Annotated in this window: 26 protein-coding genes and 1 tRNA gene; 16 read left to right on the forward strand and 11 right to left on the reverse strand. The window is 60.8% G+C overall.

The features are described 5' to 3' along the window. Positions 1-186: 186 nt before the first annotated feature. Entirely contained in the window at positions 187-1,443 is a 1,257-nt protein-coding gene (locus HF931_RS05870) for an MFS transporter (protein ID WP_241764120.1), read from the forward strand. Here HF931_RS05870 and HF931_RS05875 read toward each other — a convergent pair whose 3' ends face one another. Continuing rightward, positions 1,444-2,787 (reverse strand): lytic murein transglycosylase, encoded by a 1,344-nt coding sequence (locus HF931_RS05875; RefSeq protein ID WP_273242396.1) that lies wholly within the window; start codon positions 2,785-2,787, stop codon positions 1,444-1,446. Between the two features lie 111 nt (positions 2,788-2,898). Between HF931_RS05875 and ykgO the strand changes: the two genes are divergently transcribed. From ykgO to HF931_RS05915, 8 genes are all read left to right on the forward strand, one after another. Next, complete coding sequence (gene ykgO, locus HF931_RS05880; protein WP_011648318.1) at positions 2,899-3,024, forward strand: type B 50S ribosomal protein L36; 126 nt, start codon at positions 2,899-2,901, stop codon at positions 3,022-3,024. 31 nt (positions 3,025-3,055) lie between these two features. Then, on the forward strand, positions 3,056-3,664 hold the full coding sequence (locus HF931_RS05885) for an HAD family hydrolase (RefSeq protein ID WP_273242398.1): 609 nt from the start codon (positions 3,056-3,058) through the stop codon (positions 3,662-3,664). Between the two features lie 48 nt (positions 3,665-3,712). Further along, positions 3,713-4,243, forward strand: a complete 531-nt coding sequence (locus tag HF931_RS05890) for a tetratricopeptide repeat protein (RefSeq protein WP_273242400.1) — start codon at positions 3,713-3,715, stop codon at positions 4,241-4,243. 5 nt (positions 4,244-4,248) lie between these two features. Beyond that, entirely contained in the window at positions 4,249-5,178 is a 930-nt protein-coding gene (locus tag HF931_RS05895; RefSeq protein WP_273242402.1) for an alpha/beta fold hydrolase, read from the forward strand. A gap of 54 nt (positions 5,179-5,232) precedes the next feature. Further along, positions 5,233-5,496 carry a DUF2312 domain-containing protein gene (locus tag HF931_RS05900; RefSeq protein WP_027836821.1) on the forward strand — a complete coding sequence of 88 codons (264 nt, stop codon included), beginning with the start codon at positions 5,233-5,235 and terminating at the stop codon, positions 5,494-5,496. Between the two features lie 42 nt (positions 5,497-5,538). Beyond that, complete coding sequence (locus HF931_RS05905; protein ID WP_273012693.1) at positions 5,539-6,072, forward strand: hypothetical protein; 534 nt, start codon at positions 5,539-5,541, stop codon at positions 6,070-6,072. A gap of 62 nt (positions 6,073-6,134) precedes the next feature. Continuing rightward, positions 6,135-6,995, forward strand: coding sequence for an SDR family oxidoreductase (locus HF931_RS05910; protein ID WP_273242404.1), 861 nt, complete (start codon positions 6,135-6,137; stop codon positions 6,993-6,995). Positions 6,996-7,072: 77 nt separating this feature from the next. After that, entirely contained in the window at positions 7,073-7,945 is an 873-nt protein-coding gene (locus HF931_RS05915; protein WP_273242406.1) for an SDR family NAD(P)-dependent oxidoreductase, read from the forward strand. Positions 7,946-7,960: 15 nt separating this feature from the next. Here HF931_RS05915 and HF931_RS05920 read toward each other — a convergent pair whose 3' ends face one another. Further along, a complete protein-coding gene (locus HF931_RS05920; protein ID WP_035547494.1) occupies positions 7,961-8,248 on the reverse strand; it encodes a hypothetical protein in 288 nt (95 codons plus the stop codon). Here HF931_RS05920 and HF931_RS05925 point away from each other — a divergent pair. Beyond that, a complete protein-coding gene (locus tag HF931_RS05925) occupies positions 8,247-9,182 on the forward strand; it encodes a DMT family transporter (RefSeq protein WP_273242409.1) in 936 nt (311 codons plus the stop codon). The two genes, HF931_RS05920 and HF931_RS05925, sit on opposite strands and share 2 nt — an antisense overlap. Before the next feature lies 1 nt (position 9,183). Here the strand turns inward: HF931_RS05925 and HF931_RS05930 are convergent, their stop codons facing one another. Together HF931_RS05930 and HF931_RS05935 are read right to left on the reverse strand one after the other, a co-directional pair. Beyond that, the gene (locus tag HF931_RS05930) at positions 9,184-9,714 is read right to left on the reverse strand and encodes a disulfide bond formation protein B (protein WP_273242412.1); all 531 of its coding nucleotides are present in this window, start codon (positions 9,712-9,714) and stop codon (positions 9,184-9,186) included. A 65-nt stretch (positions 9,715-9,779) separates the two neighbouring features. Beyond that, positions 9,780-10,385, reverse strand: coding sequence for an exopolysaccharide biosynthesis protein (locus tag HF931_RS05935; protein WP_035547486.1), 606 nt, complete (start codon positions 10,383-10,385; stop codon positions 9,780-9,782). An 87-nt stretch (positions 10,386-10,472) separates the two neighbouring features. Between HF931_RS05935 and HF931_RS05940 the strand changes: the two genes are divergently transcribed. Then, a tRNA-Leu gene (locus HF931_RS05940) sits at positions 10,473-10,559 on the forward strand. A gap of 11 nt (positions 10,560-10,570) precedes the next feature. On the opposite strand, the gene HF931_RS05945 is transcribed toward HF931_RS05940, so the two are convergent. From HF931_RS05945 to HF931_RS05960, 4 genes are read right to left on the reverse strand one after another with little or no spacing between them, the layout of a single operon-like run. Then, positions 10,571-11,284, reverse strand: coding sequence for a DUF3299 domain-containing protein (locus tag HF931_RS05945; RefSeq protein WP_273242414.1), 714 nt, complete (start codon positions 11,282-11,284; stop codon positions 10,571-10,573). Positions 11,285-11,344: 60 nt separating this feature from the next. Continuing rightward, complete coding sequence (locus HF931_RS05950; RefSeq protein WP_273242416.1) at positions 11,345-12,613, reverse strand: ABC transporter permease; 1,269 nt, start codon at positions 12,611-12,613, stop codon at positions 11,345-11,347. After that, positions 12,610-13,305 carry an ABC transporter ATP-binding protein gene (locus HF931_RS05955; RefSeq protein WP_273242418.1) on the reverse strand — a complete coding sequence of 232 codons (696 nt, stop codon included), beginning with the start codon at positions 13,303-13,305 and terminating at the stop codon, positions 12,610-12,612. Before HF931_RS05955 ends, HF931_RS05950 begins: the two co-directional genes overlap by 4 nt. A gap of 1 nt (position 13,306) precedes the next feature. Then, on the reverse strand, positions 13,307-14,011 hold the full coding sequence (locus HF931_RS05960; protein WP_273242420.1) for a ZrgA family zinc uptake protein: 705 nt from the start codon (positions 14,009-14,011) through the stop codon (positions 13,307-13,309). A gap of 156 nt (positions 14,012-14,167) precedes the next feature. Between HF931_RS05960 and HF931_RS05965 the strand changes: the two genes are divergently transcribed. The 3 genes from HF931_RS05965 to HF931_RS05975 are packed head-to-tail and all read left to right on the forward strand — an operon-like array spanning position 14,168 to position 16,444. Further along, a complete protein-coding gene (locus HF931_RS05965) occupies positions 14,168-14,989 on the forward strand; it encodes a ZIP family metal transporter (protein ID WP_273242422.1) in 822 nt (273 codons plus the stop codon). Beyond that, positions 14,989-15,798 carry a HupE/UreJ family protein gene (locus HF931_RS05970; RefSeq protein ID WP_273242424.1) on the forward strand — a complete coding sequence of 270 codons (810 nt, stop codon included), beginning with the start codon at positions 14,989-14,991 and terminating at the stop codon, positions 15,796-15,798. The genes HF931_RS05965 and HF931_RS05970 overlap by 1 nt, the downstream gene beginning before the upstream one ends. A 40-nt stretch (positions 15,799-15,838) precedes the next feature. Continuing rightward, the gene (locus HF931_RS05975; protein WP_273242426.1) at positions 15,839-16,444 is read left to right on the forward strand and encodes a hypothetical protein; all 606 of its coding nucleotides are present in this window, start codon (positions 15,839-15,841) and stop codon (positions 16,442-16,444) included. 13 nt (positions 16,445-16,457) lie between these two features. On the opposite strand, the gene HF931_RS05980 is transcribed toward HF931_RS05975, so the two are convergent. Continuing rightward, a complete protein-coding gene (locus HF931_RS05980) occupies positions 16,458-17,750 on the reverse strand; it encodes a polyhydroxyalkanoate depolymerase (RefSeq protein WP_035547471.1) in 1,293 nt (430 codons plus the stop codon). 197 nt (positions 17,751-17,947) lie between these two features. Between HF931_RS05980 and HF931_RS05985 the strand changes: the two genes are divergently transcribed. After that, positions 17,948-18,331 (forward strand): hypothetical protein, encoded by a 384-nt coding sequence (locus tag HF931_RS05985; protein ID WP_155841628.1) that lies wholly within the window; start codon positions 17,948-17,950, stop codon positions 18,329-18,331. A gap of 5 nt (positions 18,332-18,336) precedes the next feature. Here HF931_RS05985 and HF931_RS05990 read toward each other — a convergent pair whose 3' ends face one another. Both HF931_RS05990 and HF931_RS05995 read right to left on the reverse strand, forming a co-directional pair. Beyond that, positions 18,337-18,753, reverse strand: a complete 417-nt coding sequence (locus HF931_RS05990) for a hypothetical protein (protein ID WP_273242428.1) — start codon at positions 18,751-18,753, stop codon at positions 18,337-18,339. Between the two features lie 166 nt (positions 18,754-18,919). Beyond that, entirely contained in the window at positions 18,920-20,050 is a 1,131-nt protein-coding gene (locus HF931_RS05995) for an iron-containing alcohol dehydrogenase (RefSeq protein WP_273012707.1), read from the reverse strand. Positions 20,051-20,361: 311 nt separating this feature from the next. Here HF931_RS05995 and HF931_RS06000 point away from each other — a divergent pair, with 311 nt between their 5' ends. Then, positions 20,362-21,042, forward strand: coding sequence for an OmpW/AlkL family protein (locus tag HF931_RS06000; RefSeq protein WP_273242430.1), 681 nt, complete (start codon positions 20,362-20,364; stop codon positions 21,040-21,042). Positions 21,043-21,124 lie beyond the last annotated feature (82 nt).

Consider the following 21,124-nt stretch of genomic DNA (forward strand, 5'->3'; position numbering starts at 1 on the left):
AACCCTTTAGCAAGATTATGACGAGGGTGGGGCATTGTCCAACCATAACCCGCTTCCGTGCTGAAGGTCGTGTTGGAATTCGGTTGCCTGCCTGTCCCAACGGCACGCCCGTCATGATGCTGGACATTTTCCGATGACGGGCCGAAGACAGATGACATGAGCGCAGGGCAAATGATTCCTCCAGACATGTCACGGCCAGACCGACGCGGTGCGTTCTTCCTTTTATTCTTCTCTCTCATGGCAATTGGCGCGGGCAATACGATGCTGATCGCAGCAGTCTTGCCACCGCTCACGCGGGAGATCGGACTGCCGGACTGGATGGCCGGCGCGGTGTTTGGTCTTTCGGCGCTGTGTTGGTCGCTGATGTCTCCATTCTGGGGCGGGCGGTCCAATCGGTGGGGCAGGCGGCCCGTCGCGGCGCTTGGCCTTGCGGGCTATGGCGTCTCCATGCTGCTCCTCTTCCTGACAGGACTGCTCACCCTGACAGGTGTGCTGACGGGCACGTTTCTCATGTTTGCCTGCCTTGCCATGTCGCGGTCCATTTTCGGCCTTATCGGTTCCGGCACGAACCCCGCCGCGCAGGCCTATGTTGCAGACCGGACCAGCCAGGCGGAGCGTCAGTCAGAAATCGCCTTCATCACATCCGGCTTCAGCGTCGGCACAGTGATCGGCCCGGCCTTCGCCGCGGCGCTTGTGGCCACGCTGGGCCTGCTCAGCCCATTGCTGCTGACGGCGATCATCGCGTTCACCATGTCGGCCATGATCTGGTTCCGGCTGCCGGAAGATCGCGCACCTGTGACAGATGCCACGCAGATTGAGGAAATACCGGGCGCGCGCGGCCTGTGGCGCTCCGGCCCGGTCTTGCCGTTTCTGATCTTCGCAGTTTGCCTGTCGCTGACGACCGGCGTGCTGACGCAGGTTTTCGTTTTCTCGGTGATGGACAAGCTGGGCGTGTCCGGAAAAGAAGCCGCGCAATTCACCGGGCCTGCCTTCACCGTGGGCGCGCTTGCCGTTCTGCTTGCGCAGCTCGTGCTGATCCCGCGCATGAAACTGAAGAACAAGACGCTGATGTGGGGCGGGTGCCTGCCCTTGTTGGCGGGGGCCTTGCTGATGGTGTTTGCGCAGGACTACGCCAATCTTATCCTCGCCCAATTTTGCATCGGGCTGGGGCAGGGACTGGCTCGGCCGGGCTTTTCCAGCGGCGCGTCACTGGCTGTCTCGCCGCAACTTCAAGGCAATGTGGCCGGACTGGTGATCTCGGCGAACGGCATGGGCTTTATCATCACGCCCTTCTTCGGCCTGTTCGTATATGAGTATGTCCATCCCCAACTGCCCTTCCTGTTCTGCGCAGCCTTGCTGGCCTTCATGATCCTTTATGCGCGGTTCGGGCTGAAGGATGGCGTCGGCGAGCCAGATGAAGACGAGGCCGCCGACGCTCTTTGATCAGTTTGTGCTGGAGGCGACGCCGACAACCGGGCTGCCCATGACCGCGGACAATGCCTGCTTTGTCGGATAGCCGTCTGCGACCAGTCCTTTTGACTTCTGGAAGGCCTGCAGCGCGCCCTTCGTTCTGCGGCCGGGAATACCGTCGACCACGCCTGCATCAAAGCCGCGTGCGTTCAGCTCGGCCTGTAGGATCTTGATCTCAGCCACGGTCAGCGGAGTCAGATGGGTTGGCCAGGATGCGACCGGGCCAGTCTGGCCTCCCATGGCATCGCCTGAAAGGCCAACCGCAAATGCATAGGAGTCTGCATTGTTGTAGGTCTTGAAGGCCTTGAAATTGTTGAAGAGCAGGTATTTCGGGCCTTCTGCCCCGGCAGGCAGCCAGAGTTCGGCATAGTTCGCGCCGCCCGTATTGAATGCGCCGCCCCGCGCCGGCACGAGCCCCGCGCCGGACCAGGTTTCCACGCGGCGTTCATTGCCATCGGCCAGGCTGAAATCAAAGCCGGTTGGGGCCAGTACTTCGATGCCCCAGGGCTGGTTCAGCGTATAGCCGGAATTGGCGAGATAATTGGCGGTCGAGGCGAGGGCATCGGCCTCATTCTCCCAGATGTCCTTCTTGCCGTCGCCGTCAAAATCCTCGGCATAGGCAATGAAAGTGGAGGGCATGAATTGCGTGTGACCCATCGCGCCTGCCCACCCGGCGATCAGATCATCCCGGTCTGCATCGCCTTGTTCCAAAATCTTGATGATGGAGAGAAGCTCGCGCTCGGCAAGGCTCTTGCGGCGGCCTTCGACAGCCATGTTGGCGAGCACGTTCGGCGCATCGAAATTGCCTTTAACCGCACCAAAGCTTGTTTCCATCCCCCAGATAGCGACGATCGCTTCACGGTCGACATTATAGGCGGCCTCCAGCGCGTCGAAGAGCGCGGGGTTTTCAGCAAGGCGGGAGGCACCGGTGCTGATGCGGCTATTGCTCATCGGGACGCGGAGATAATCCCAGATCGGCTTGGCGAATTCGGCCTGGTCTTCAATCCCGGTCTTGGCAGGCTGGAAGGCGGAGCCCAGCCAGAGTTCCAGAGGCGAGATTCCAGATAGAACCGATTTCACCACATCGCGGTCATGGCCTGCTGCGAGCGCCTTCTCGGAAAAGGCAGCGCGCCAGGCGTCTATACCGCCATGCCCGGAGGTTGCGTATGTGATGGGGCCGGTTTCCGGCGCTGGAACGGGCGCAGGGCCTGCGATGGGCGGGGCAGCCTGTCCGGAACTCGTCGCACAGGCAGCGACCAGCGCGGTCATTGCAGCGGCGGCAATAATGTGAGAGCGCTTCAGCGCGATGAGGGCCATTTTTCCAGCTCCTGAAACTGCACGCTCATGACAGCGTGCATCCTTGACTCTTTGCATCGGATTCATTACCCGCTCCGCTTTCCAATTCCTTATGATCCACAGGCTAGGCCCATGAAAGTCCGCTCGTCTCTCAAATCGCTCAAGTCGCGCCACCGCGACTGTAAGATCGTGCGCCGCAAGGGCCGCGTTTACGTCATCAACAAAACCGACCCACGCTTCAAAGCAAAGCAGGGCTGACGTGAACATGAACAGGTAATGAGGCGGCACTATGGCTGCTGAAATTGCGCTGTTCGATCTTGGGCATGTGGTTCTCGACTGGGAACCCTCCCGGCTTTACACGAAGATATTTGATACGCCGCAGGAATGTGATGTGTTCCTGTCGGATGTCTGCACCATGGCGTGGCATACACGGCATGATGCCGGCGTAAGCTTTGCTGACAATGCGGCTGAGCTGATCCGGCTTTACCCACACTATGAAGCAGAAATCCTCGCCTGGGGCCGGCGATGGATGGAAATGTTCGATGGCTATATGGATGGCACGGCTGAGCTGATCGCACGGCTGGATGCGCGCGGCGTGCCGCTCTATGCCCTGTCGAACATGCCGGCCGATCCGTGGGACGAGATGCTTGAAGCATTCGATGTGCTGCGCCGCTTTCGCCATGTCGTCGTGTCGGGGCAGATCAACATGATCAAGCCGAATGCCGACATCTATCATCACGCGCTGAAGATGATGGACGGGCCTGACCCGGATAAGGTCATATTCATCGACAACAGCCTGCCCAATGTGGAAGCGGCAGACGCGCTGGGCTTCCGGACGCACCATTTCAAGCATGCAGAAGGGCTCGAGCAGGCATTGGTGCAAGAGGGCCTGCTGTGACCGCCAAGAAAGCTTGTCGCGGCGCGTATGCGGCATAATATCGAAAGGATGATACGCGCGCTTTTTCTGGCAGTTCTGTTCCTTGCGGGGGCAGCTCATGCTGAACCCAGTGAAGACATGTTCGAAAAATTGCGCGCCGCCCCCAGCGACAGCGAAGCGCATGACGTTGCCATGGACATCTGGGCCTCGTGGATGGAGTCCGGTTCGCCCACTGTGGATGTCATCATGCAGCGGGGCGTGGACGCCCAAACGGGCGGCGATCTTGAAACAGCGCGGGCCTTTTATGATCGCGCCATATTGATCAAGCCGGATTATGCCGAAGCGTGGAACCGCCGGGCGTCACTCTTCCTGATGGACGAGAATTATCCCGAAGCCCTGCGGGACCTGAACGAGACCTTGCGGCTGGAGCCCCGGCATTTCGGGGCGTGGTCTGGTCTCGGCATCATGTTCGAACAGATGGGCTCTCCCAAGAACGCGCTTGAAGCCTATCGGGAGGCCCGGAAAATCTATCCGCGCATGCAGCAGGCGATTGTCGCAGAGAAGCGGCTGTCCAAGATCTCTGAAGGTCAGGGCCTTTGAGGCGCATGATTACGGCCACCGCTCTCGGTCTTTGCGCACTTGGTACGGGCGCGTGCGTGACCAGCGCCGCCTACAAGAACAAGATCGAGTCCCAGCATCCGCCGGTCGGCGCAACTGTGCCGGTAAATGGCGAAACGGTGCACGTGATCCAGGAAGGGGAGGCTGGCCCGCCCGTCCTGATGATCCACGGAGCCAGCGCGAATGCGCGCGAGTTTACCTGGACGCTGTCTCCGCGCCTTCGCGACGAGCATCGCATCTTCATGGCTGACCGTCCCGGTCACGGGTATTCAGACCGACCGGATGGCGCGCACGACCTTGGCGTGCAAGCCGCGCAGATGGCGGGCGTGCTCGATACGCTGGCACCGGGTGAAAAGGCCGTCCTTGTGGGGCATTCCTTCGGCGGTGCAGTCGCCTTGCGGGTCGCATTGGACAGGCCAGAGCTTGTGAAAGGGCTCGTCCTGCTGGCACCGGTCACCCATGATTGGGGCGGCGGTGGTCAGGCCTGGTACAATTCGCTTGCTGCGCCGCCAGTGCTGGGCCCTGTGTTTAGCCAGCTGCCACCCCTTGTTGGCCCCGGCCAGCTCGCCGGGGGGATCACGAGCGTATTCGATCCTGCGCCCGCACCGGATGCGTATTCGGAAAAATCCGCCATCGGATTGCTGTTCCGCCCCAGGAATTTCCGCGCCAATGCACGGGATGTGAAAGCGCTGGAAGACCAGCTGGCGGAGCAGTCGAAACGCTATGGAGAGCTGGACCTGCCGATCACGGTGTTTTCCGGCAGCGGCGACACGGTGATTTCGCCAAAGCTTCATGTCGGCGAACTCAAGAAACAGGTCCCTGTTGATCTCGTGATCCTGCCGCATGAAGGGCATATGCCGCATCATGGTGAGGGCGGCGCTGTCGCTGACGCCATTCGCCGTCTGGCCAGCGAGTGAAACTCCGGCTAAGACGCGCCTTCTTTTTCGAACCCGATTCCCAAGGAGACTCTCATGGACGACGACGCCTCGATCACCCATCTCACCGAAGCGACCCGCGAGAAACTCCGCCAGACCGTCGCCAAGATCGAGCGTCTGGAAGAGGAGAAGAAAGAGGTCGCCGAGCAGATCAAGGAAATCTACGCCGAAGCCAAGGCGTTCGGCTTTGACACCAAGGCGCTGCGCCAGGTGATCAAACTGCGCAAGGTCGACAAGGCAGAGCGCGAAGAACAGGAAATGGTGCTCGACACCTATTTGTTGGCCCTCGGCGAAGCCTGAGCGGGTTTGCGTCCGGCGCAATAATCACCATATTCTCCGCTCATGGGCCGAGATGTCGACGAACGCAAGAAACGTGCGGCGCTCCGCAAGCTGCGGAAAGCGGCGGCCTTGGCTGAGCAGGGCCTTGGCCCGCCCTTGTCCGATTGGGAAAAGCAATTTCTTGAAGAGGTCGAAGAGCGGATCGAGACCTATGGCTCCGCCTTTGCCGACCCGCTGAAGGGCAGTGACGGTGAGGCGTTGTCCAGCCTGCAGCAGATGAAGCTGAAGGAAATCGACAAGAAGGCCCGCGGCAAGGCGCGCTCGGGCTTTGGCGCGAAGAAAAAGAAGCCTGGTGGCTTCAACAAGCGACCGCCTCCGCGTGTGCGCCAGCTGGATGATGATCTCGAAGAGGATACGCCGCCGCCCGAGGCTGAAAAGCCGGTGCGTGGCACGCCGAAACTGGTTCGTGCCTCTGATCTGAAACCAGACCCTCCCAAGGACACGCCGCCCAAGCCTGCAGAGGCGCCTGTTCGTCAGTCTGATCCTCCGAAGCGCCCGGCATTCCGTGTGATTGAGGGGGGAAAGCAGGGCGAGTAAACCCATTTGTCCTGTCTGTGCGTATAGTTTTCTGAAGATCCGACATTGGAAGGATATCCCGCATGAAGACTGTCGTAATCACCGGCGCATCCACCGGCATTGGTGCCGCTGCCGCGCTCTATCTTGCCAAGCATGGCTGGTGCGTCTTTGCGGGCGTGCGAAAGCAGGCAGATGCCGATGCGCTGAGCGCGCGGTCAGAAGGCGACATTCGCCCTCTGATCCTCGACGTCACCAAACAGGATCAGGTCGATGCCGCGGTTGAGGCCGTCTCAGAACTCCTGAAGGGACAGACCCTGACTGGGCTGGTCAACAATGCGGGCATCGCAAACATGGGCCCGCTTGCGATCCAGCCGCTGGATGATTTCAAGGCGCATTTCGAGGTGAATGTCTTCGGCCTGTTGCGCGCCTCGCAGGCGTTTGCGCCGCTGCTGGGCATGGACAAGGCGCGGACTGGCGCGCCCGGGCGTATCATCAACATCACAAGCGTCGGCGGCCGTGTCTCGGCGCCATTCCTCGGGGCCTATACTGCCACGAAGCATGCGGTCGAGGCGATGACGGATTCCCTGCGCCGGGAGCTTGTCATCTTCGGTATCGATGCCATTGCCATCGGGCCGGGTTCTGTGAAGACGCCGATCTGGGACAAGGCCGAGGAAGCAAATTCCGATGGTCCGTATTCCGGCAGCGCATGGTCAGAGGCATTGGAAAAATTCGAGCAGGTCATGCTGAAGGGGGGACGCGATGGCCTGCCTCCGGAACAGATCGCCAAGGTGATCGAGATCGCGCTGGACGACGCGACACCGCGCGCAAGATATGCGCCCGTGCCGAACAAGTTGACCAATTGGTACATCCCGAACCTGTTGCCCAAGCGTATGTTGGACGGTGTGTTCTGGAAGCGCTTTGGACTGTCCAAACCGGACAAGTAAATTTTCCCGCAGGCATTGACGAACCGCGGGGAAAGGGCGCGCATTCTCCTGAAAAACAAAACGGGAGGAATACGCATATGGCCAATCTGGACGGCAAGGTTGCCATCATCACAGGCGGTGCCAGCGGCATCGGCCTGGCGGGGGTCGAAACATTTGTGGCCGCCGGCGCGAAAGTGGTCGCTAGCGATATTCAGGACGAAAAGGGCCAGGCGCTGCAAACGCGGTTCGGCGATGACAAGGTCCTGTTCGTTCATTGTGACGTCACCGATATGGCCCAGCTCGAAGGCATCATGGGTGCGGCCGTTGATCACTTTGGCCGGCTCGACATCCTCTGGAACAATGCCGGGCATGGCGGCACGCCCGACCCGATCGAAGAGCTGGACCTGGACGCCTATGACCAGACCATGTCGCTCTTGCTGAAACAGGTCTTCGCCGGCACGAAATTCGCGGTTCCGTACATGAAGGAAAATGGTGGCTCTATCATCAACACGTCGTCCATCAGCGCCGTCTGCGCAGGCTATGCGCCGATCACCTATTCTGTCGCCAAGAAGGGCGTGGCGCATTTCTCGAAACTGGCCGCGGCGGAGCTGTCCAAGTACGGCATTCGCGTGAACGCGGTCCTGCCGGGTTTCATCGCCACATCCATCTTTGGCGCATCGCTCGGCTTGCCGCGCGAACAGGCCGACCAGATGGCGGCCATGCTGGTCGAGGCGGGCGGCAGCATGCAGCCGGCCGGACGGGTTGGTAAGGGTGAGGACATTGCCGAGATGGCGGCGTTCCTCGCATCTGATGCGGCGAGTTTCATCACCGGAGGTGAGTTCCTGGTGGATGGCGGCATGACGGTTGGCCCGCGCCACTCCTGGGACGAATCAGCTGGCGGGCCGCTTCTGGATGCGCTGGGCATCACGCCGGAGCAAGCTGAGCAGATGCGCGCCCAGATGGGCAATTGATGCCTGCCCGAGGCGCTATGGGTCTTCCGATAGCGCCTCTATGCCGGGGATGGACTCGACCTTGGCCAGCAATGCAGGCAGCGTCTTTGCACGTGCGACGGGACGTCCGATCTCGTCAGCTATCACAAACCCGGTTTTTGACTTACTGAGGGGGAACCGGCGCCAATGGGCGCGTGTTCGGAAGATCCAGACCTGTTCAGGTTCGTGTCCCGATGCGGCCCAGCCGGTCCACATGTGATCGGCAGGCAGCTCACGCCACAGGCGGTCGATTTCCTCCAGTTCGGAAGGCGTAAAACAGCCCATGAATACTCGCCCCGATCAGTCTCAAATCACAGACCTAGAGGGCAAGCCTGCTTCACGCAACATTGAGGGTGCCCTCTGGATGCTGGCTTCAGGCGCCAGCTTTACCGTGTTCCTCACCCTGTCGAAGCTGCAATCAGCGCATTTCGATCCCGGTTTCCTTGCATTCTGGCGGTCAGGTGTCGCGTTGATCGTGGTGTTGCCCGTGATCTTCCAGCAGGGACTCAGCATCATGAAAGTGCATCAGCCGGGCATGCTGTTCCTGCGCAGCCTGTTCGGAACGCTGGGCTTCGCGGCCGGGTTTTATGCCGTTTCGGATTCTGTCGGCCTGCCGCTGTCGGAATTCAATGCGATCAGTTTCTCCCGCGCCATGTTCGTCACGATCTGCGCGGTGATTTTCCTGCGAGAACGGGTTGGACCCCATCGCTGGGGCGCGACGATCGCCGGATGTATCGGCGTGATGATCATGATGCAGCCGCAGCTGGGCGTCAGTCTGGGCATGGTACTGGCGCTGATCGCCGCGTTCTGCATGGCTGGGGCGATCACGCTGGTGAAGTCCCTGACGCGCCTGCACCGTCCGATGACCCTGCTGATCTGGGCGAATTTGCTCTCCTCGGTGATGCTGTTGCCGCTCGCCATCTACACCTGGCCGGACGTGCCACCATCCCTTGCCGACTGGGGCTATATTGGCGTGATGGGGATGTGCGGCGTCATCGGCCAGTATTTCTACATTCGCGGAATGAGCGTAGGCGACGCATCCTTCCTGTCGCCGATCGACTATATGCGGTTGCCGATGGCGGCGCTTGTGGATTGGGGGCTGTTCCACGTTCTGCCGGGAACCTGGACCTGGATCGGCACAATCGTGATCGTCGGCGCGACCATGTACATCACCATCCGGGAACAACGCCTCAAGCGCCCGACGGCGCCGCCGCTCTAGATCAGGCGGTTTCCTCCGGGCGGACGGCGCCGCGCCACGTCGCGCCGGCGGCCACAAAACTGGCCACGGCCATGACGCCCGCAATCACACCGTTCCAGCCTGCCATGGACAGGCCCAGAATATAGAAGGGCGCATCCGTACAGGAGGGGACATGCATCGGCTCGTTGAAGTCGCGAATGACGAGCGGGTCGATCGGCCCTTCGCCGCTGCATCCTTCTGGCGGTGGCAACAGGCCCCATTCCACGCCGGCATGGTAGAAAGCGACGATCACGCCCACAATGAAGGCGAGGCCGATCATCACGTTCAAGGCCACGAGGAAGCGCCGCTTCGGGATCAGCCACCACAGGACCAGTCCCGTTACTGTCATGGCGATCAACGCCCAATAGACTTCACGTTGCCGCAGGCAGAGCGGGCAGGGGGCGAGACCGCCAAATGTCTCAAAGGCGTGTGCGGCTGCCAGCATGAGGGCAGACAGCGTCATCGCCACGAGTGGCCATTTCCAGTCTTTCAGAAGGGATCTCACAAAATCCATGCGTCAGCTAAAGCCGGGCAACAGCAGGACCACAATGCGGCGCAAGGTCACTTTGTCGTTATTTGTCAGCCAAATAGGCTGACCGCGCCGAACATGACCGCACCGGCCAGGCCGCTGACCCATGCGGATCCGATGATCAATCCGGCGATGACCATGAGCCCGTCTTTCTGCATCAGGCCGAACGAGGCAATCGCCACGGCAAAGCCGGGCACCGTGTTGGTCATCGGGAGCGGCACGAGAATCGACGCACAGAAAATGCACAGGAACAGGCCGATCACCCGCTCGGAGCGCTTGCCGGTGATCATCGTGAAGCGCGGGCGAACAATCCGCTCGATCCATCCAAGCCATTTGCGACCGCCCGCCGCCATCTGCGTCAGGCCTTTGCGGTCGATTTTCCGGTTGCCCAGCTTGTCCGGCATCCAGGGCTGTTCCCGCCCCATCGCCATCTGTGCGGCCAGCGCCATCATCGGCAGGGACACGATTTGCGGCACGCCATAGAGAAACGGAATGCAGCAAGGCAGGGCCAGCAGGAAAAGGCCCGCGCCAAACGCGCTTTCATCCAGCTGGTCAAAGATGGCGCGAAGGGAAAACCCTTCTTCTGGTGCACGTTCGGCCAGCGCCTCGATGGTCTGCAGCAGTGTCTTTTCGGACGGAAACTCGGTGGAAGTCATGGAAAAGCTGTTAGATGTCTTTGATCGCTACGTCGAGTAGATTGACATCTGCCGCAGCAATCGGCAGGAGAAGCGCTCCCGTTTTGGGCCTCTGTGGCGGAATTGGTAGACGCGACGGATTCAAAATCCGTTTCTGGTGACAGAGTGCCGGTTCGAGTCCGGCCAGAGGTACCATCGGGAATTCTCTAGTACTCGTACTTTTCGATGTGCGTCAGCGTCAGCGTGTAAGCCGCATCGGCCAGATCGCTTTCCTGCGTCTGCGCGGTCAGAACACCTTCGACCCAGACGGCTTGCGCCAGATCCTTGAGCAGGATCGGGTCTTCAGCCATGACAAACAGCGTCTGGTTCGGCGGTGGGGGAGGCGCGTGGATACAGGCGCCGAAATACGGCACCAGCAGGAACTCCGTTACCTCCGCCTTCGCGCCATATTCGAATGGAACAGTATAGCCCGGAATACGAACTTTCTTGCTGTTGAGTTCTGGCACGGTGTTGAACGTTCCGATCTGGACCATGGAGTCTGCTGCAGAGCCTTCCGCAATGCCACCGCCAGCGCCGTACAGCATTGACATTTGGCTCTGATACATCTGGGCAAGGCGCTCTTCCTCGCCTTCCGGCATCAGGTCTTCCCAGCCAATTTCGGTCACGCCGCGGGCCTTGGCCTCGGCGGCCTGACGCTCGCGCTCTCCGGCGCGTTCGGCAATGGCTTTCTCGCGGGCGGCTTTGCGCTCGGCGTCGCTCTGGCCAATCTTGTCTCCGACTTTTGGCCCATCAGAGGCAGGCGTGGCTTCAGCCTGCGTGACGGGCTGCGCCTCTTGCGCGGTATCTTGCTGCGGCGTTTCGGCGGCGCCGCAAGCGGCCAGGGCTGTGGTGACCATGGCGGCGAGGAGGAGGGAGGACATCTGTTTCATGCGCTCCAATCTAGGACGTGAAACTGCCGCCCGCCAGTGGTCATGAGCGGTTTACACGCGAATTGACAAACCATCCGCCAGAGACCGGCGAAACGCCATCCAGGCCGGGATTGCCCCTGCCAACAGCGCCGCGCCTGTCACGGCCAGCAATGTGTAGAGATCTGTCAGGCCAAGACCGGTTCCGATCAGGGAGATGCCAAACCGTTCCGCTACCATTGGCCCGGCGACAAGCAACAAGGCGTGGATCAGGATGATGCCGACCAGCGCGCCGAGGAATCCGACAAGCCCCGCCTCCAGCACGAGCAGGGTGAAGATGTGACCGGGCCGTGCGCCCACGGCGCGCAGGATGGACATCTCCCGGCGGCGCTCATTCAGGCTGGTCAGGATGGAGGTAAGGATCGACACCACGCCCACCGCGATTACGAAGATCGACACGGCGAGCAGGGCCCGCTCGGCAATCGCGGTCACGCTCCACAATTCTGCCAATGCCTGAGAGGGGATGATCGCCATCAGAGGCTCGCCGCGATTGGTATTGATCTCGCGGCGCGTCGTCAGGATCGTGCCTTTGCGTTCCAGCCCAAGGAATATGGCGGTCACGGTTTTGGGCGTCAGGTCGAACGACCGGATGGTCTCTTCGCTGATCGTATCCGCCAGCGGGTTCTTCGCGCCAGTTTCCCAACCGACGTGAATGGCGGTGATTGCCTCCAGGGAGACATGCACCGTCTGGTCCACAGGTGTGCCGGTGGGGGCAAGAATACCAGAGACACGGAAGGGTCGATTGTCGTGGCCCGATCCGAAATCGGCCTGCCCCAGCCCGTGAGAGAGGATCATCGGGCTGCCAATGTCATAGCCAAGTTCACGCGCAACATCTGCGCCGATCACGGCATCGAACAAATCGTCAAACCGCGCGCCTTCCACCAGCGTCAGATCCTGCTGGCGGCCATATTTGTAATGGTCAAAATATTCCGTTGTCGTGCCCATGACACGAAAGCCGCGATGGCTGTCACCGAGGGAAATCGGCACGGCCCAGTCCACGTCCGGGCGATTGGCGATTTGCTGATAAGTGGGCCAGGAAATCTCGGCTGTGGCGCTGCCCATGCGGAATACGGAGTAAAGCAGGAGGTTCACACTGCCCGTCGGCGCGCCAACGATCAGTTCGGTGCCGGAGATCGTGTTGCCAAAGCCTTCGCGTGCGCCTGTGCGCGCCTTGTCGACGCCGAGGAAAAGGGCCACCGACAACGCCACCGCCAGCAGGGTCAGCAATACCGACCCCTTGCGGTTCATCAGGCTTTTCCAGGCCAGCGAAAGGATCGCGCTCATGCGTTCACTCCTGCGCGGTTGATGTCACTCAGATCGACCGCGCGGTCGAAATGGTCAGCAAGTCCGGCATCATGGCTGACAAAGAGTAGCGCCGCGCCTGTGCGCTGGGCTTCCTCACTCAGCAGGCTGATGAACTGGTCCCGTACATGAGCGTCCAGCGCGGAGGTCGGCTCATCCGCGATCACGATTTCAGGCCCGCCGATCAGGGCCCGTGCCGCCGCCACGCGTTGTTGCTGTCCGACTGACAGGTCAGACACGCGCCGCGAGAGAAGGGATTCATCCGTCAGGCCCAGCCGCGCGAGCAGGCGGCGGGCCTCGTTCTCTTCCGTTCCGTCGATGGCTGCCCGCCGTTTCGGCGAAAACCGCAGCGGAAGCGTGACATTTCCGATGACGGACAGATACGGCACCAGATTGAACATCTGGAAGATGACGCCCAGATGATCCGCTCTCAGCCGGTCGCGAGCGGCAGGCTTCAGTGTCGTCAGCTCCTGCCCCAGAATCTGCACGCTGCCGGAGCCTGCCTCCAGCACGCCCGCGACAATGCCCAGCAAGGTGGACTTGCCGGTGCCTGACGCCCCGCGCAAGAACAAACGCTCGCCAGCGTTCAGCGTGAACGACTCAATGTCGAGCACATCGCGGCCCGGAGCCCACGCAAAGCGCAGATCCGAGATCGAAACGACCGGGTCCGTCATATCAGGATCCGAAAGGCAGGAACGGGCTTTCCGGCGTCAGGACCGCGGAGGCGGTTTCGCCTGCTTCGCCAAGATAGACGGCCTCGACAGTCTCGAACGCGTCATAGGTCTCGAAGCCAGTGAACATGAGACCATCCAGTTGGCTCGGCCGGCGACAATCCCAGACAATGGAAAGTGTCATCGCGGCATGATCGCCTGACCGGCGCAGATCCGCAGACCGCTCCACCAGATCACACCCGGCATTGCCCATCAGTTCTGTCAGGCCTTCAGCATATTTTTCAAGATCGGAGGATTTCTTCTTCGTCTTCTCCGAAAGGCCGAAATTGGCCAGCGGGGCATCAATGGAGATGGTGACGAAATTGTTCTCCTGGGTCACGGCCAGTTCAGCCGCGCCATGCACGTGGGCTTCGCCTCCTGCGTGCTCATCCTCATGATGGTCGTGCGCGTCATGGTCGCCATGTTCCTCATGCGCATCGTGATCATCATCATGGTCGGCATGTGCATCGTGCTCTGCGTGATCGTCATGATCCTCATGCGCCTCGGTGTCCGGAACAGGCGAGGCGTCTTCTACCGCCTCAACCGGGGGAGGCGCTGCTGCCTCTGTGGCTTCTGGCTCATAGGGCTGCTCCGCGCTGCACGCGACGCAAAGCGCCAGCCCCATGCCTGCAAGACTCAGAAAGGCCCCCCGGCCGTATGAAAGACTCATATCGTCGCTCCGTTCACCCCAATCGGGATATTCAGTAAAAACAGGAAAATCTGCTCGCAAGCGGGATAATGGTACCATATAACACGTCTTCGCAAGGCCGCAGGATGCGGTTTTTAAACCGTACCTGACTGTTACCGGACGAGCCGACCGCTTTCCATGTTTGAATCCATGCAAGCCCCCTTGTTTTTTGGCTTGATCGCGGCGTTTGTCACGACCATCGGGCTGATTGCTGTCGCCATGCGCGGGGATTGGAGCGCGCGGTTTTCAGCCGTCATCGGCCTCGCTGCCGCCGGCATGCTTGTCACGCTCACCCTGTTGCACATCGCCCCGGAAGCCTTCGCCGCAAGCCCCCGGGCACCTTACTTCATGCTGGCCGGCTTTCTTGGCGGCCTGATCCTGAACTACACGCTCAGCACATTCTTTCCCGAAGGTGCGGGTGGGGGCCGCATCGCTGCCGTCACACCGGTTCTGGCTATCGCCATCCATTCCTTGATTGACGGCGTCATTTACTCGGTCACCTTTGCCGCCAGCTTTTCGGCGGGGGTGTACGCGGCTGTATCGCTGATCCTGCACGAGTTTCCGGAAGGCGTGATCGCCTTTGCCATCCTGCGCCGCCATAATTTCACGAACCGGCAATCCTTCCTGTTCGCCTTTCTCGCTGCGTCGGCCACGACCCCTCTGGGGGTGATCCTGTCATCACCCTTCATGTACTTCCTTGGGCCGGAGGCGATTGGCGCGCTGTTTGCTGCGTCGGCTGGCCTGCTGCTCTATGTGGCGACAGGGCCCCTGATGGCGCCCCTCAAGGAAGAGCCGCCCGTGCGCAGCCTGGTCGCCCTGTCGCTGGGCGTCCTGACCGCGCTCATTATCTCGATGCTTCCGGTCCATGATCATCACGATCACGGACCGGGACACGACCATGACCATGATCACGGCCCCATCATCATGGAAGCGCCACGGCCCCTGCCGGACGAGATCTGATGCGGGGCCGGTTTCTCGCCTTCATCCTGTGCTGCCTTGTGGCATGCCTGGCGGCGACCCTGATGTCCCAATCGGCCATCGCCCATCCCGAGGATGAGTTGTGCCTGCCGGATGGCGGCATGGACCCGGCCCTTTGCCGCGAGTTGCAGGCGCTGGACCGGGCCGGGCGCGTCCGCAGCTTTGAGGGCGGCATCCCCGGCGGAGAGGTTTCGCTGGACCGGACGCCACTGGAAACCGGAATCTTCTACATCCGCATCGGGTTTGAACACATCCTGCCGATGGGCGTGGATCATATCCTGTTTGTGTTGGCGCTGTTCTTTTCAACGCGGCGGATCGGACCCCTTCTCTGGCAGGTCTCGGCCTTTACCCTCGCGCATACGGCGACGTTGGGCCTGACGGCGGCGGGCCTGATTGCGCCGCCTGCCAGCATTGTGGAGCCCTTGATTGCCTTCACCATCGCCTGGGCCGCGCTGGAGAACATCCTGTTCAGGGAGCCGAGCGCCTGGCGGCCGGCGCTGGTCTTTGGCTTCGGTCTGATCCACGGAATGGGATTCGCCGGCGCGTTCGGCGATCTCGGCCTGCCGGCTGACATCTTCTGGCCCGCGCTGATTGGCTTCAACATTGGTGTCGAAATTGGCCAGTTGGCCGTGATCGGCATGGCGCTTGCATTTGCGATCCTGATCAGGAGCGTCCTGAGGCAAGCGGGTCGGCCAAACCTTTATCGGCCGGTTCTGGTATGGCCGGTTTCGGCATTCATCGGAGTAATTGGGCTCTGGTGGGCGATCGAGCGGGCATTCCTTAACCCTTAGCCTGTCAAAGTGCGCTCCAGTTGAGCTGGACTGCGCCCTTATGGCTTCACGCGACTGGATCAGACATTTCGGATCGGCCCTGCTGGCATCTGCGCTGGCGGGCTGGATCGGCTATGCTGAATACGCGTCTGCTTTTGTCCCGCGCGCCGATGATGAGGGGCTTGCGCAGGAACAGGTTTATTCAGAAGCCGCCGCCTGGCGTGGCGCGGAAGCCAAGCAGGCGCGTAATGCCATGATCGCCTCGTGGCTTGGCGGGCTGAGTGATGCCGGGTTTGCCGAGTATTCAGTGCGGCATTTGGACAAGGGGCTGATCTACGCGATCCGCTTTCGAGATCCGACGGATCGGGAAGACATCAACGCCCTTTGGGTGGCCGTGCCGGATGGGCCTGACCTGCCGGCATCAGTGCGCCTGCGCACGCCGCAACAGAGTGCGACCCCGAAAGCCATCCTTGAACAGCAATCCTGCACGAGCAGCCGGACCCTGAAAGTGTCTGAAACAGAACTGCCGCGCGAACAGGCCGAAGCCCAGGCGGTCTCGCAGCTGAGCACCTATCTGGAAGCGCCCGATCCGATGCCGATCACCGTTCTGAGTGAGGCGCGCGATCTTTGCCGCGACATTTCGCGAATTCTACCGACGCCTGAATAACATCAACGCGTGATCAGGCGAGCTTTTCGGCGGCTGCCTCGTCGGCGGCGCGCATGGTGAAGCGCTTGGTGAACTCCGTCACGCGCGGCGCGATTTCCGTGCGGAAGCGTTTGCCATTGAACACGCCATAATGGCCTACGCCGGGCTGGACATAGTCCGTCTGCATATCTTCCGGCAGGCCGGAGCAGATATCATGAGCGGCCTGTGTCTGGCCGATGCCAGAGATGTCGTCCTTTTCACCCTCCACCGTCATCAGCGCCACATCGCGGATCAGTTCCGGTTTCACGACATGTGTGCCGCGATAGCGATAAACGCCCCGCGCCAGCTGGTGCTCCTGGAAAACGCGCACGATGGTCTGCAGGTAGAATTCTTCGGTCAGGTCGAGGACTGACAGGTATTCATCATAGAATTCCCGGTGCTTGCCGACATTGTCCCCATCGCCTTCGACCAGATGGTTGAAGAAGTTCCAGTGCGCATCGACGTGGCGCGACCAGTTCATGTTCATGAACGAGGCAAGCTGGACAAAGCCCGGATAGACGCGCCGGAACATGCCGGGATAGGGGCCCGGCACGGTATGGATCATGTTCTCTTCAAACCATGACAGCGGCTTTTCCTCTGCCAGAACGTTCGGAACGGTCGGGCTGAGGCGGGTGTCGATGGGAGAGCCCATGAAAGTCATTGAGGCCGGACGGGCCGGATCATCATCTTCGGCCATCATGGCAATCGCGGCCAGCACAGGCGGGCCTGGTTGGCACACGCCCAGCACGTGGGCGCCCGCGCCAAGGAAGGTCAGCATGTTGCGGATATGGTCGATGTAATCGTCCAGATCGAACCGGCCGAGCCAAACCGGCGCCATGCGGGCATCCTGCCAATCGGTAATGTAGACATCATGTGTCGGCAGGAAGGCCTCAACGGTTCCGCGCAGCAGGGTGGCATAGTGTCCAGACAGGGGGGCCGCGATCAAAAGGCGCGGCTGCGGGCCCAGCTTGTCGGCATTACGCGCAGCGGCCAGCGCCTCAGGATCCTTGCGGAAATGAACCATGTTGCACCACGGCGAACGCCAGGCGACGGTCGGCGTAACGCCCACCGGCGCGCTGTTCACGCTCACGCTGTCGATGCGCCATTCCGGCTTGCCATAATACCGTGTGGCGCTTTCGAACACGTCCGCCATTGCGGACAGGGAGCGCCCATATTCGGTATGTCCAAATGGGTTCAGCGGAGAGCTGAGCGCGGCGCGGCTGGCCCGGGCGGCGATGCGAACTGGCGCCATCGCAGCGCGGTTCATTTCAACAAGCGAGTAGAGCATTTGTCACACATCTTCCATGTTGCGGTGCAGCATAGGTCTCAAACGGAGTGAGGGCAAACGGATTCGCCAGACGGGTGTGTCCTCCCCCAATCGGGCCCGATCGGGTTAGTCCGCAAATTTCACGCAAATTTACCAAGACCGGACAGGGTATGTTTAAGTCGCCGGACGTATTTTCTCCTCGCAGTGGAGTGATTGCGATGTTCCTCAAATGCCAGCCAAACCCTCATCGTGGTGGCCGCATGACGCGGGCGCTGATCTATGAACAGTCGCCGGGCCAACGGTTCGCGATCGACGCCGAGATCCTGCACAAGCAGCCGGAATTGCTGAATGATTTCGGGCGCTACATGCATGCCCGTTTCCGCATTCTGGATGCCGTGGCCTACTTTATATGTCTGGCCGGTGTGCTGGCCTCTCTCGCCCTGGTCTGGTGGGCTTTCCTGCCGGGCATCGCCATCTGCACCATGATGTTGGCGGTCAATCGCAAGGCTGCCGGCGAGATTGCGCGCAAAGCGGCAAAGAAGTCCGTCGACGACTTCCGCAAACTTCACGAAATGGGCTGTCTCTGGCTGGTGTTCGCCTGATCCGCCTAGATGCGCACCATGCCGAGGACGGCAGAAACAATCGCCACCAAAGCGAACATAAGTGAAAAGCTGACCGACACTGCGCGCTGGTCTTTGCGGCTGGTGCGAACGCCTTTTGCTTTCTTGCCCGGTGCCAGCATCCAGCGATTTGAAAAGAACCCGAACGCCGCCAGCAATGCCGTGCTCGCGGCCGCCCAACTGGTGGCCAGCAGATAGAATGCCCCCGATGCCAGCATCATGCCGGCGATGGGCGTTGAGGTCTGCAGCAGCAATTCCCGCACATGCCGATCCGCGCGCGAACCATCCAGTTTGTCAAAACTGCAATTCGGCGATGCGATGGCGGCGACCCATGAGGCGCCGATGGCCATCGCTCCGAAGAGAAGGCCGAGATGGGTGGCAGTGGTGGAGAGACCTTGAAGCATGTCGCAATTATGCGCCGGATTCGCGCATCAGCCTAGAGAAAGCTTACCGGAGGCGACACGGCGCAACGCGCTGGCGACCTCCGGCAAAACAATTGGCGATATGTTGCGACTTGTGGCGACACTGGGCGACAGATCGCAACAAGCCGCGACGGGCGACGACAAACGTCTACAGGGCGGCTTCGTACACTTTCGCATAATCGTCAGCGCTCATCGGCTTCGGATTGCCGAAATGCGCCAGATCCTTCAGCGCGTATTCCACAACGCCCGGCGCATCGTCTGCACTGAGGCCGATTGCGGAAAGCGTTGCCGGAATGCCGATATCTGCGTTCAGCTCTGCAATCGCATCGCCCAGATCCGCGCCCGGTTTCAGGCCCATGGCCTGGCGCAGGCGGGCGTATTTCTCATCCGCCGTGCCTTCGTGGAAGCGCAGGATATGCGGCAGGAAGATCGCATTCAGCGTGCCGTGGTGCAGTTTCTTTTCATGCAGGCGGCCCGCAGCATGCGACAGGGCGTGGACGCCGCCCAGACCCTTCACAAAGGCCAGTGCGCCCTCATAGCTGGCCATCATCATGTGCCAGCGGGCATCTGCATCAGAGCCGTCCTGCACGGCCTTTTTCAACCAGCCATTCCCGACCGAGCGGAACACGCCTTCATAGGCGATGCCTTCGGCAGGCGGGTTCACGGAAGGGGAGAGCACGGACTCGATGCAATGCGTGACAGCATCCATGCCCGTTGCAGCGGTAAGTCCTGCTGGCAGGCCCAGCGTCAAATCCGGGTCACAGATTGCTGTTGCCGGGATCAGGTTTGGCGAAACGATCGTTTCCTTGCGCCCATTCTCGAGAACGATGACCATGCCGACGGACACTTCAGAGCCAGTGCCGGAGGTGGTCGGAATGGCGATCAGGGGCGGGATCTTGCCGATCTTCTTCGCGCCGCCCGTGATCGCCGCATAGGTTTCCAGCGGCTCGTCATGGCTGACCAGAAGGCCAATGCCCTTGGCATGGTCCATAGAAGAGCCACCGCCCAGCGCGATCAGGCCATCCGCGCCGCATGCCTTGTAGGCCGCGGCAGCTTCCTTGGTTTGCTTTTCAGTCGGGTTGGGAACCGTTTCAGCGAATACGCCCGCCGGTGCAACGCCTAGCGCGTCTTCCACCTTTGCCAGGATACCTGCCGCCTTGATGCCCGGATCCGTGACGATGAAGGGGCGAGACATGCCCAGCTTCTTGGCTGTACCGGCCAGCTGCTTCAGTGCGCCGGAGTCAAAGATACAGGTTGTGAGATAATTGATGACGGGCATGCCGTGGTTCCTCGCTCGAATGTTTCCTCAACGCCCATGTGCCCTAGCGGCAGTGCGAAGTTCAAGCCTGACCGTGGGAGAACCATCTTCCTGTTGCAAACTGGGCAGAGGCGAGCCCAGAGCCTGAGCGCGCACATTCCCAGAATCGCAACCGGTCGAAGCGCTCGCAATCGGGGAGATTACTTATTCGCGATGCCATGTCGCGCGACACGGCCCCGCGCGTCAAAACGGGCAATTACTCCCATGAAAACATAGGCGTAGGTGGCGGTCATCCGGCGCAGATTGGTGCGCCAAAATTGGAGTGAAAGACCATGAAACAGCTTCTCCTTGCCTCTCTGGTTGCCGGGGCGACCTGGCTTGGAACAGCGCCTGTCGCATCGGCAGACGAAAACCCGTGGATGGTGCGCGGACGTGTGATTGGCGTTCTCCCGGACGAGTCCGGAGACTTGTCGGTTGCCGGAACGCGCCTGGCTGGCGATGTCGACATTTCGGACCAGTACGTGTCTGAACTCGACATCACTTACTTCTTCACGAAGAACATCGCAGCGGAACTGATCCTCGGCGTGACCCCACATGATGTGAAGGCCACGGGCGTCACGGTGCCAGGCGCGCTCGACAATGCCACGATTGATCTGGGCGATGTTACGCTGCTGCCGCCGACGCTGACACTTCAATATCATTTCGTGAATGACAGCCAGTGGAAGCCCTATGTGGGCGCGGGCATCAATGCGACTTTCTTCTTCAACGAAGATGAAGGCCCGGTCGCGGACGGTATCGACTACGATACCAGCGTCGGCCTCGCCCTCCAGGCCGGGGTTGATTATGACCTCGATGGAGAGCCAGGCGGCTGGGCCATCAATGCGGACATCAAGAAGATCTGGATCAATCCGGACGTGACTGTCGATTTCACCACGGCGCTTGGCGCAACAGTGGATGCTGACGTGGACATCAATCCGCTCGTGGTGGGACTGGGGCTCGGATACAAGTTCTGAGACCCGATTGCCGAAGGCGGGGTTTCCCATTGAATCCCGCCCTCGCATTCTCCTCCTTGGCCGCGTTCTTTCCCGATGAGCG

Origin of the sequence: Hyphomonas atlantica corrig. (assembly GCF_017795365.1) — a bacterium.
In the GTDB taxonomy this organism is placed as follows: domain Bacteria; phylum Pseudomonadota; class Alphaproteobacteria; order Caulobacterales; family Hyphomonadaceae; genus Hyphomonas; species Hyphomonas atlantica.

What these genes read in the sequence shown, in the direction of transcription:
- HF931_RS05870 (WP_241764120.1), top strand. Translation starts at nt 187, where the DNA reads ATGTCACGGCCAGACCGACGCGGTGCGTTCTTCCTTTTATTCTTCTCT.
- HF931_RS05875 (WP_273242396.1), bottom strand. Translation starts at nt 2,787, where the DNA reads ATGGCCCTCATCGCGCTGAAGCGCTCTCACATTATTGCCGCCGCTGCA.
- ykgO (WP_011648318.1), top strand. Translation starts at nt 2,899, where the DNA reads ATGAAAGTCCGCTCGTCTCTCAAATCGCTCAAGTCGCGCCACCGCGAC.
- HF931_RS05885 (WP_273242398.1), top strand. Translation starts at nt 3,056, where the DNA reads ATGGCTGCTGAAATTGCGCTGTTCGATCTTGGGCATGTGGTTCTCGAC.
- HF931_RS05890 (WP_273242400.1), top strand. Translation starts at nt 3,713, where the DNA reads ATGATACGCGCGCTTTTTCTGGCAGTTCTGTTCCTTGCGGGGGCAGCT.
- HF931_RS05895 (WP_273242402.1), top strand. Translation starts at nt 4,249, where the DNA reads ATGATTACGGCCACCGCTCTCGGTCTTTGCGCACTTGGTACGGGCGCG.
- HF931_RS05900 (WP_027836821.1), top strand. Translation starts at nt 5,233, where the DNA reads ATGGACGACGACGCCTCGATCACCCATCTCACCGAAGCGACCCGCGAG.
- HF931_RS05905 (WP_273012693.1), top strand. Translation starts at nt 5,539, where the DNA reads ATGGGCCGAGATGTCGACGAACGCAAGAAACGTGCGGCGCTCCGCAAG.
- HF931_RS05910 (WP_273242404.1), top strand. Translation starts at nt 6,135, where the DNA reads ATGAAGACTGTCGTAATCACCGGCGCATCCACCGGCATTGGTGCCGCT.
- HF931_RS05915 (WP_273242406.1), top strand. Translation starts at nt 7,073, where the DNA reads ATGGCCAATCTGGACGGCAAGGTTGCCATCATCACAGGCGGTGCCAGC.
- HF931_RS05925 (WP_273242409.1), top strand. Translation starts at nt 8,247, where the DNA reads ATGAATACTCGCCCCGATCAGTCTCAAATCACAGACCTAGAGGGCAAG.
- HF931_RS05920 (WP_035547494.1), bottom strand. Translation starts at nt 8,248, where the DNA reads ATGGGCTGTTTTACGCCTTCCGAACTGGAGGAAATCGACCGCCTGTGG.
- HF931_RS05930 (WP_273242412.1), bottom strand. Translation starts at nt 9,714, where the DNA reads ATGGATTTTGTGAGATCCCTTCTGAAAGACTGGAAATGGCCACTCGTG.
- HF931_RS05935 (WP_035547486.1), bottom strand. Translation starts at nt 10,385, where the DNA reads ATGACTTCCACCGAGTTTCCGTCCGAAAAGACACTGCTGCAGACCATC.
- HF931_RS05945 (WP_273242414.1), bottom strand. Translation starts at nt 11,284, where the DNA reads ATGTCCTCCCTCCTCCTCGCCGCCATGGTCACCACAGCCCTGGCCGCT.
- HF931_RS05950 (WP_273242416.1), bottom strand. Translation starts at nt 12,613, where the DNA reads ATGAGCGCGATCCTTTCGCTGGCCTGGAAAAGCCTGATGAACCGCAAG.
- HF931_RS05955 (WP_273242418.1), bottom strand. Translation starts at nt 13,305, where the DNA reads ATGACGGACCCGGTCGTTTCGATCTCGGATCTGCGCTTTGCGTGGGCT.
- HF931_RS05960 (WP_273242420.1), bottom strand. Translation starts at nt 14,011, where the DNA reads ATGAGTCTTTCATACGGCCGGGGGGCCTTTCTGAGTCTTGCAGGCATG.
- HF931_RS05965 (WP_273242422.1), top strand. Translation starts at nt 14,168, where the DNA reads ATGTTTGAATCCATGCAAGCCCCCTTGTTTTTTGGCTTGATCGCGGCG.
- HF931_RS05970 (WP_273242424.1), top strand. Translation starts at nt 14,989, where the DNA reads ATGCGGGGCCGGTTTCTCGCCTTCATCCTGTGCTGCCTTGTGGCATGC.
- HF931_RS05975 (WP_273242426.1), top strand. Translation starts at nt 15,839, where the DNA reads ATGGCTTCACGCGACTGGATCAGACATTTCGGATCGGCCCTGCTGGCA.
- HF931_RS05980 (WP_035547471.1), bottom strand. Translation starts at nt 17,750, where the DNA reads ATGCTCTACTCGCTTGTTGAAATGAACCGCGCTGCGATGGCGCCAGTT.
- HF931_RS05985 (WP_155841628.1), top strand. Translation starts at nt 17,948, where the DNA reads ATGTTCCTCAAATGCCAGCCAAACCCTCATCGTGGTGGCCGCATGACG.
- HF931_RS05990 (WP_273242428.1), bottom strand. Translation starts at nt 18,753, where the DNA reads ATGCTTCAAGGTCTCTCCACCACTGCCACCCATCTCGGCCTTCTCTTC.
- HF931_RS05995 (WP_273012707.1), bottom strand. Translation starts at nt 20,050, where the DNA reads ATGCCCGTCATCAATTATCTCACAACCTGTATCTTTGACTCCGGCGCA.
- HF931_RS06000 (WP_273242430.1), top strand. Translation starts at nt 20,362, where the DNA reads ATGAAACAGCTTCTCCTTGCCTCTCTGGTTGCCGGGGCGACCTGGCTT.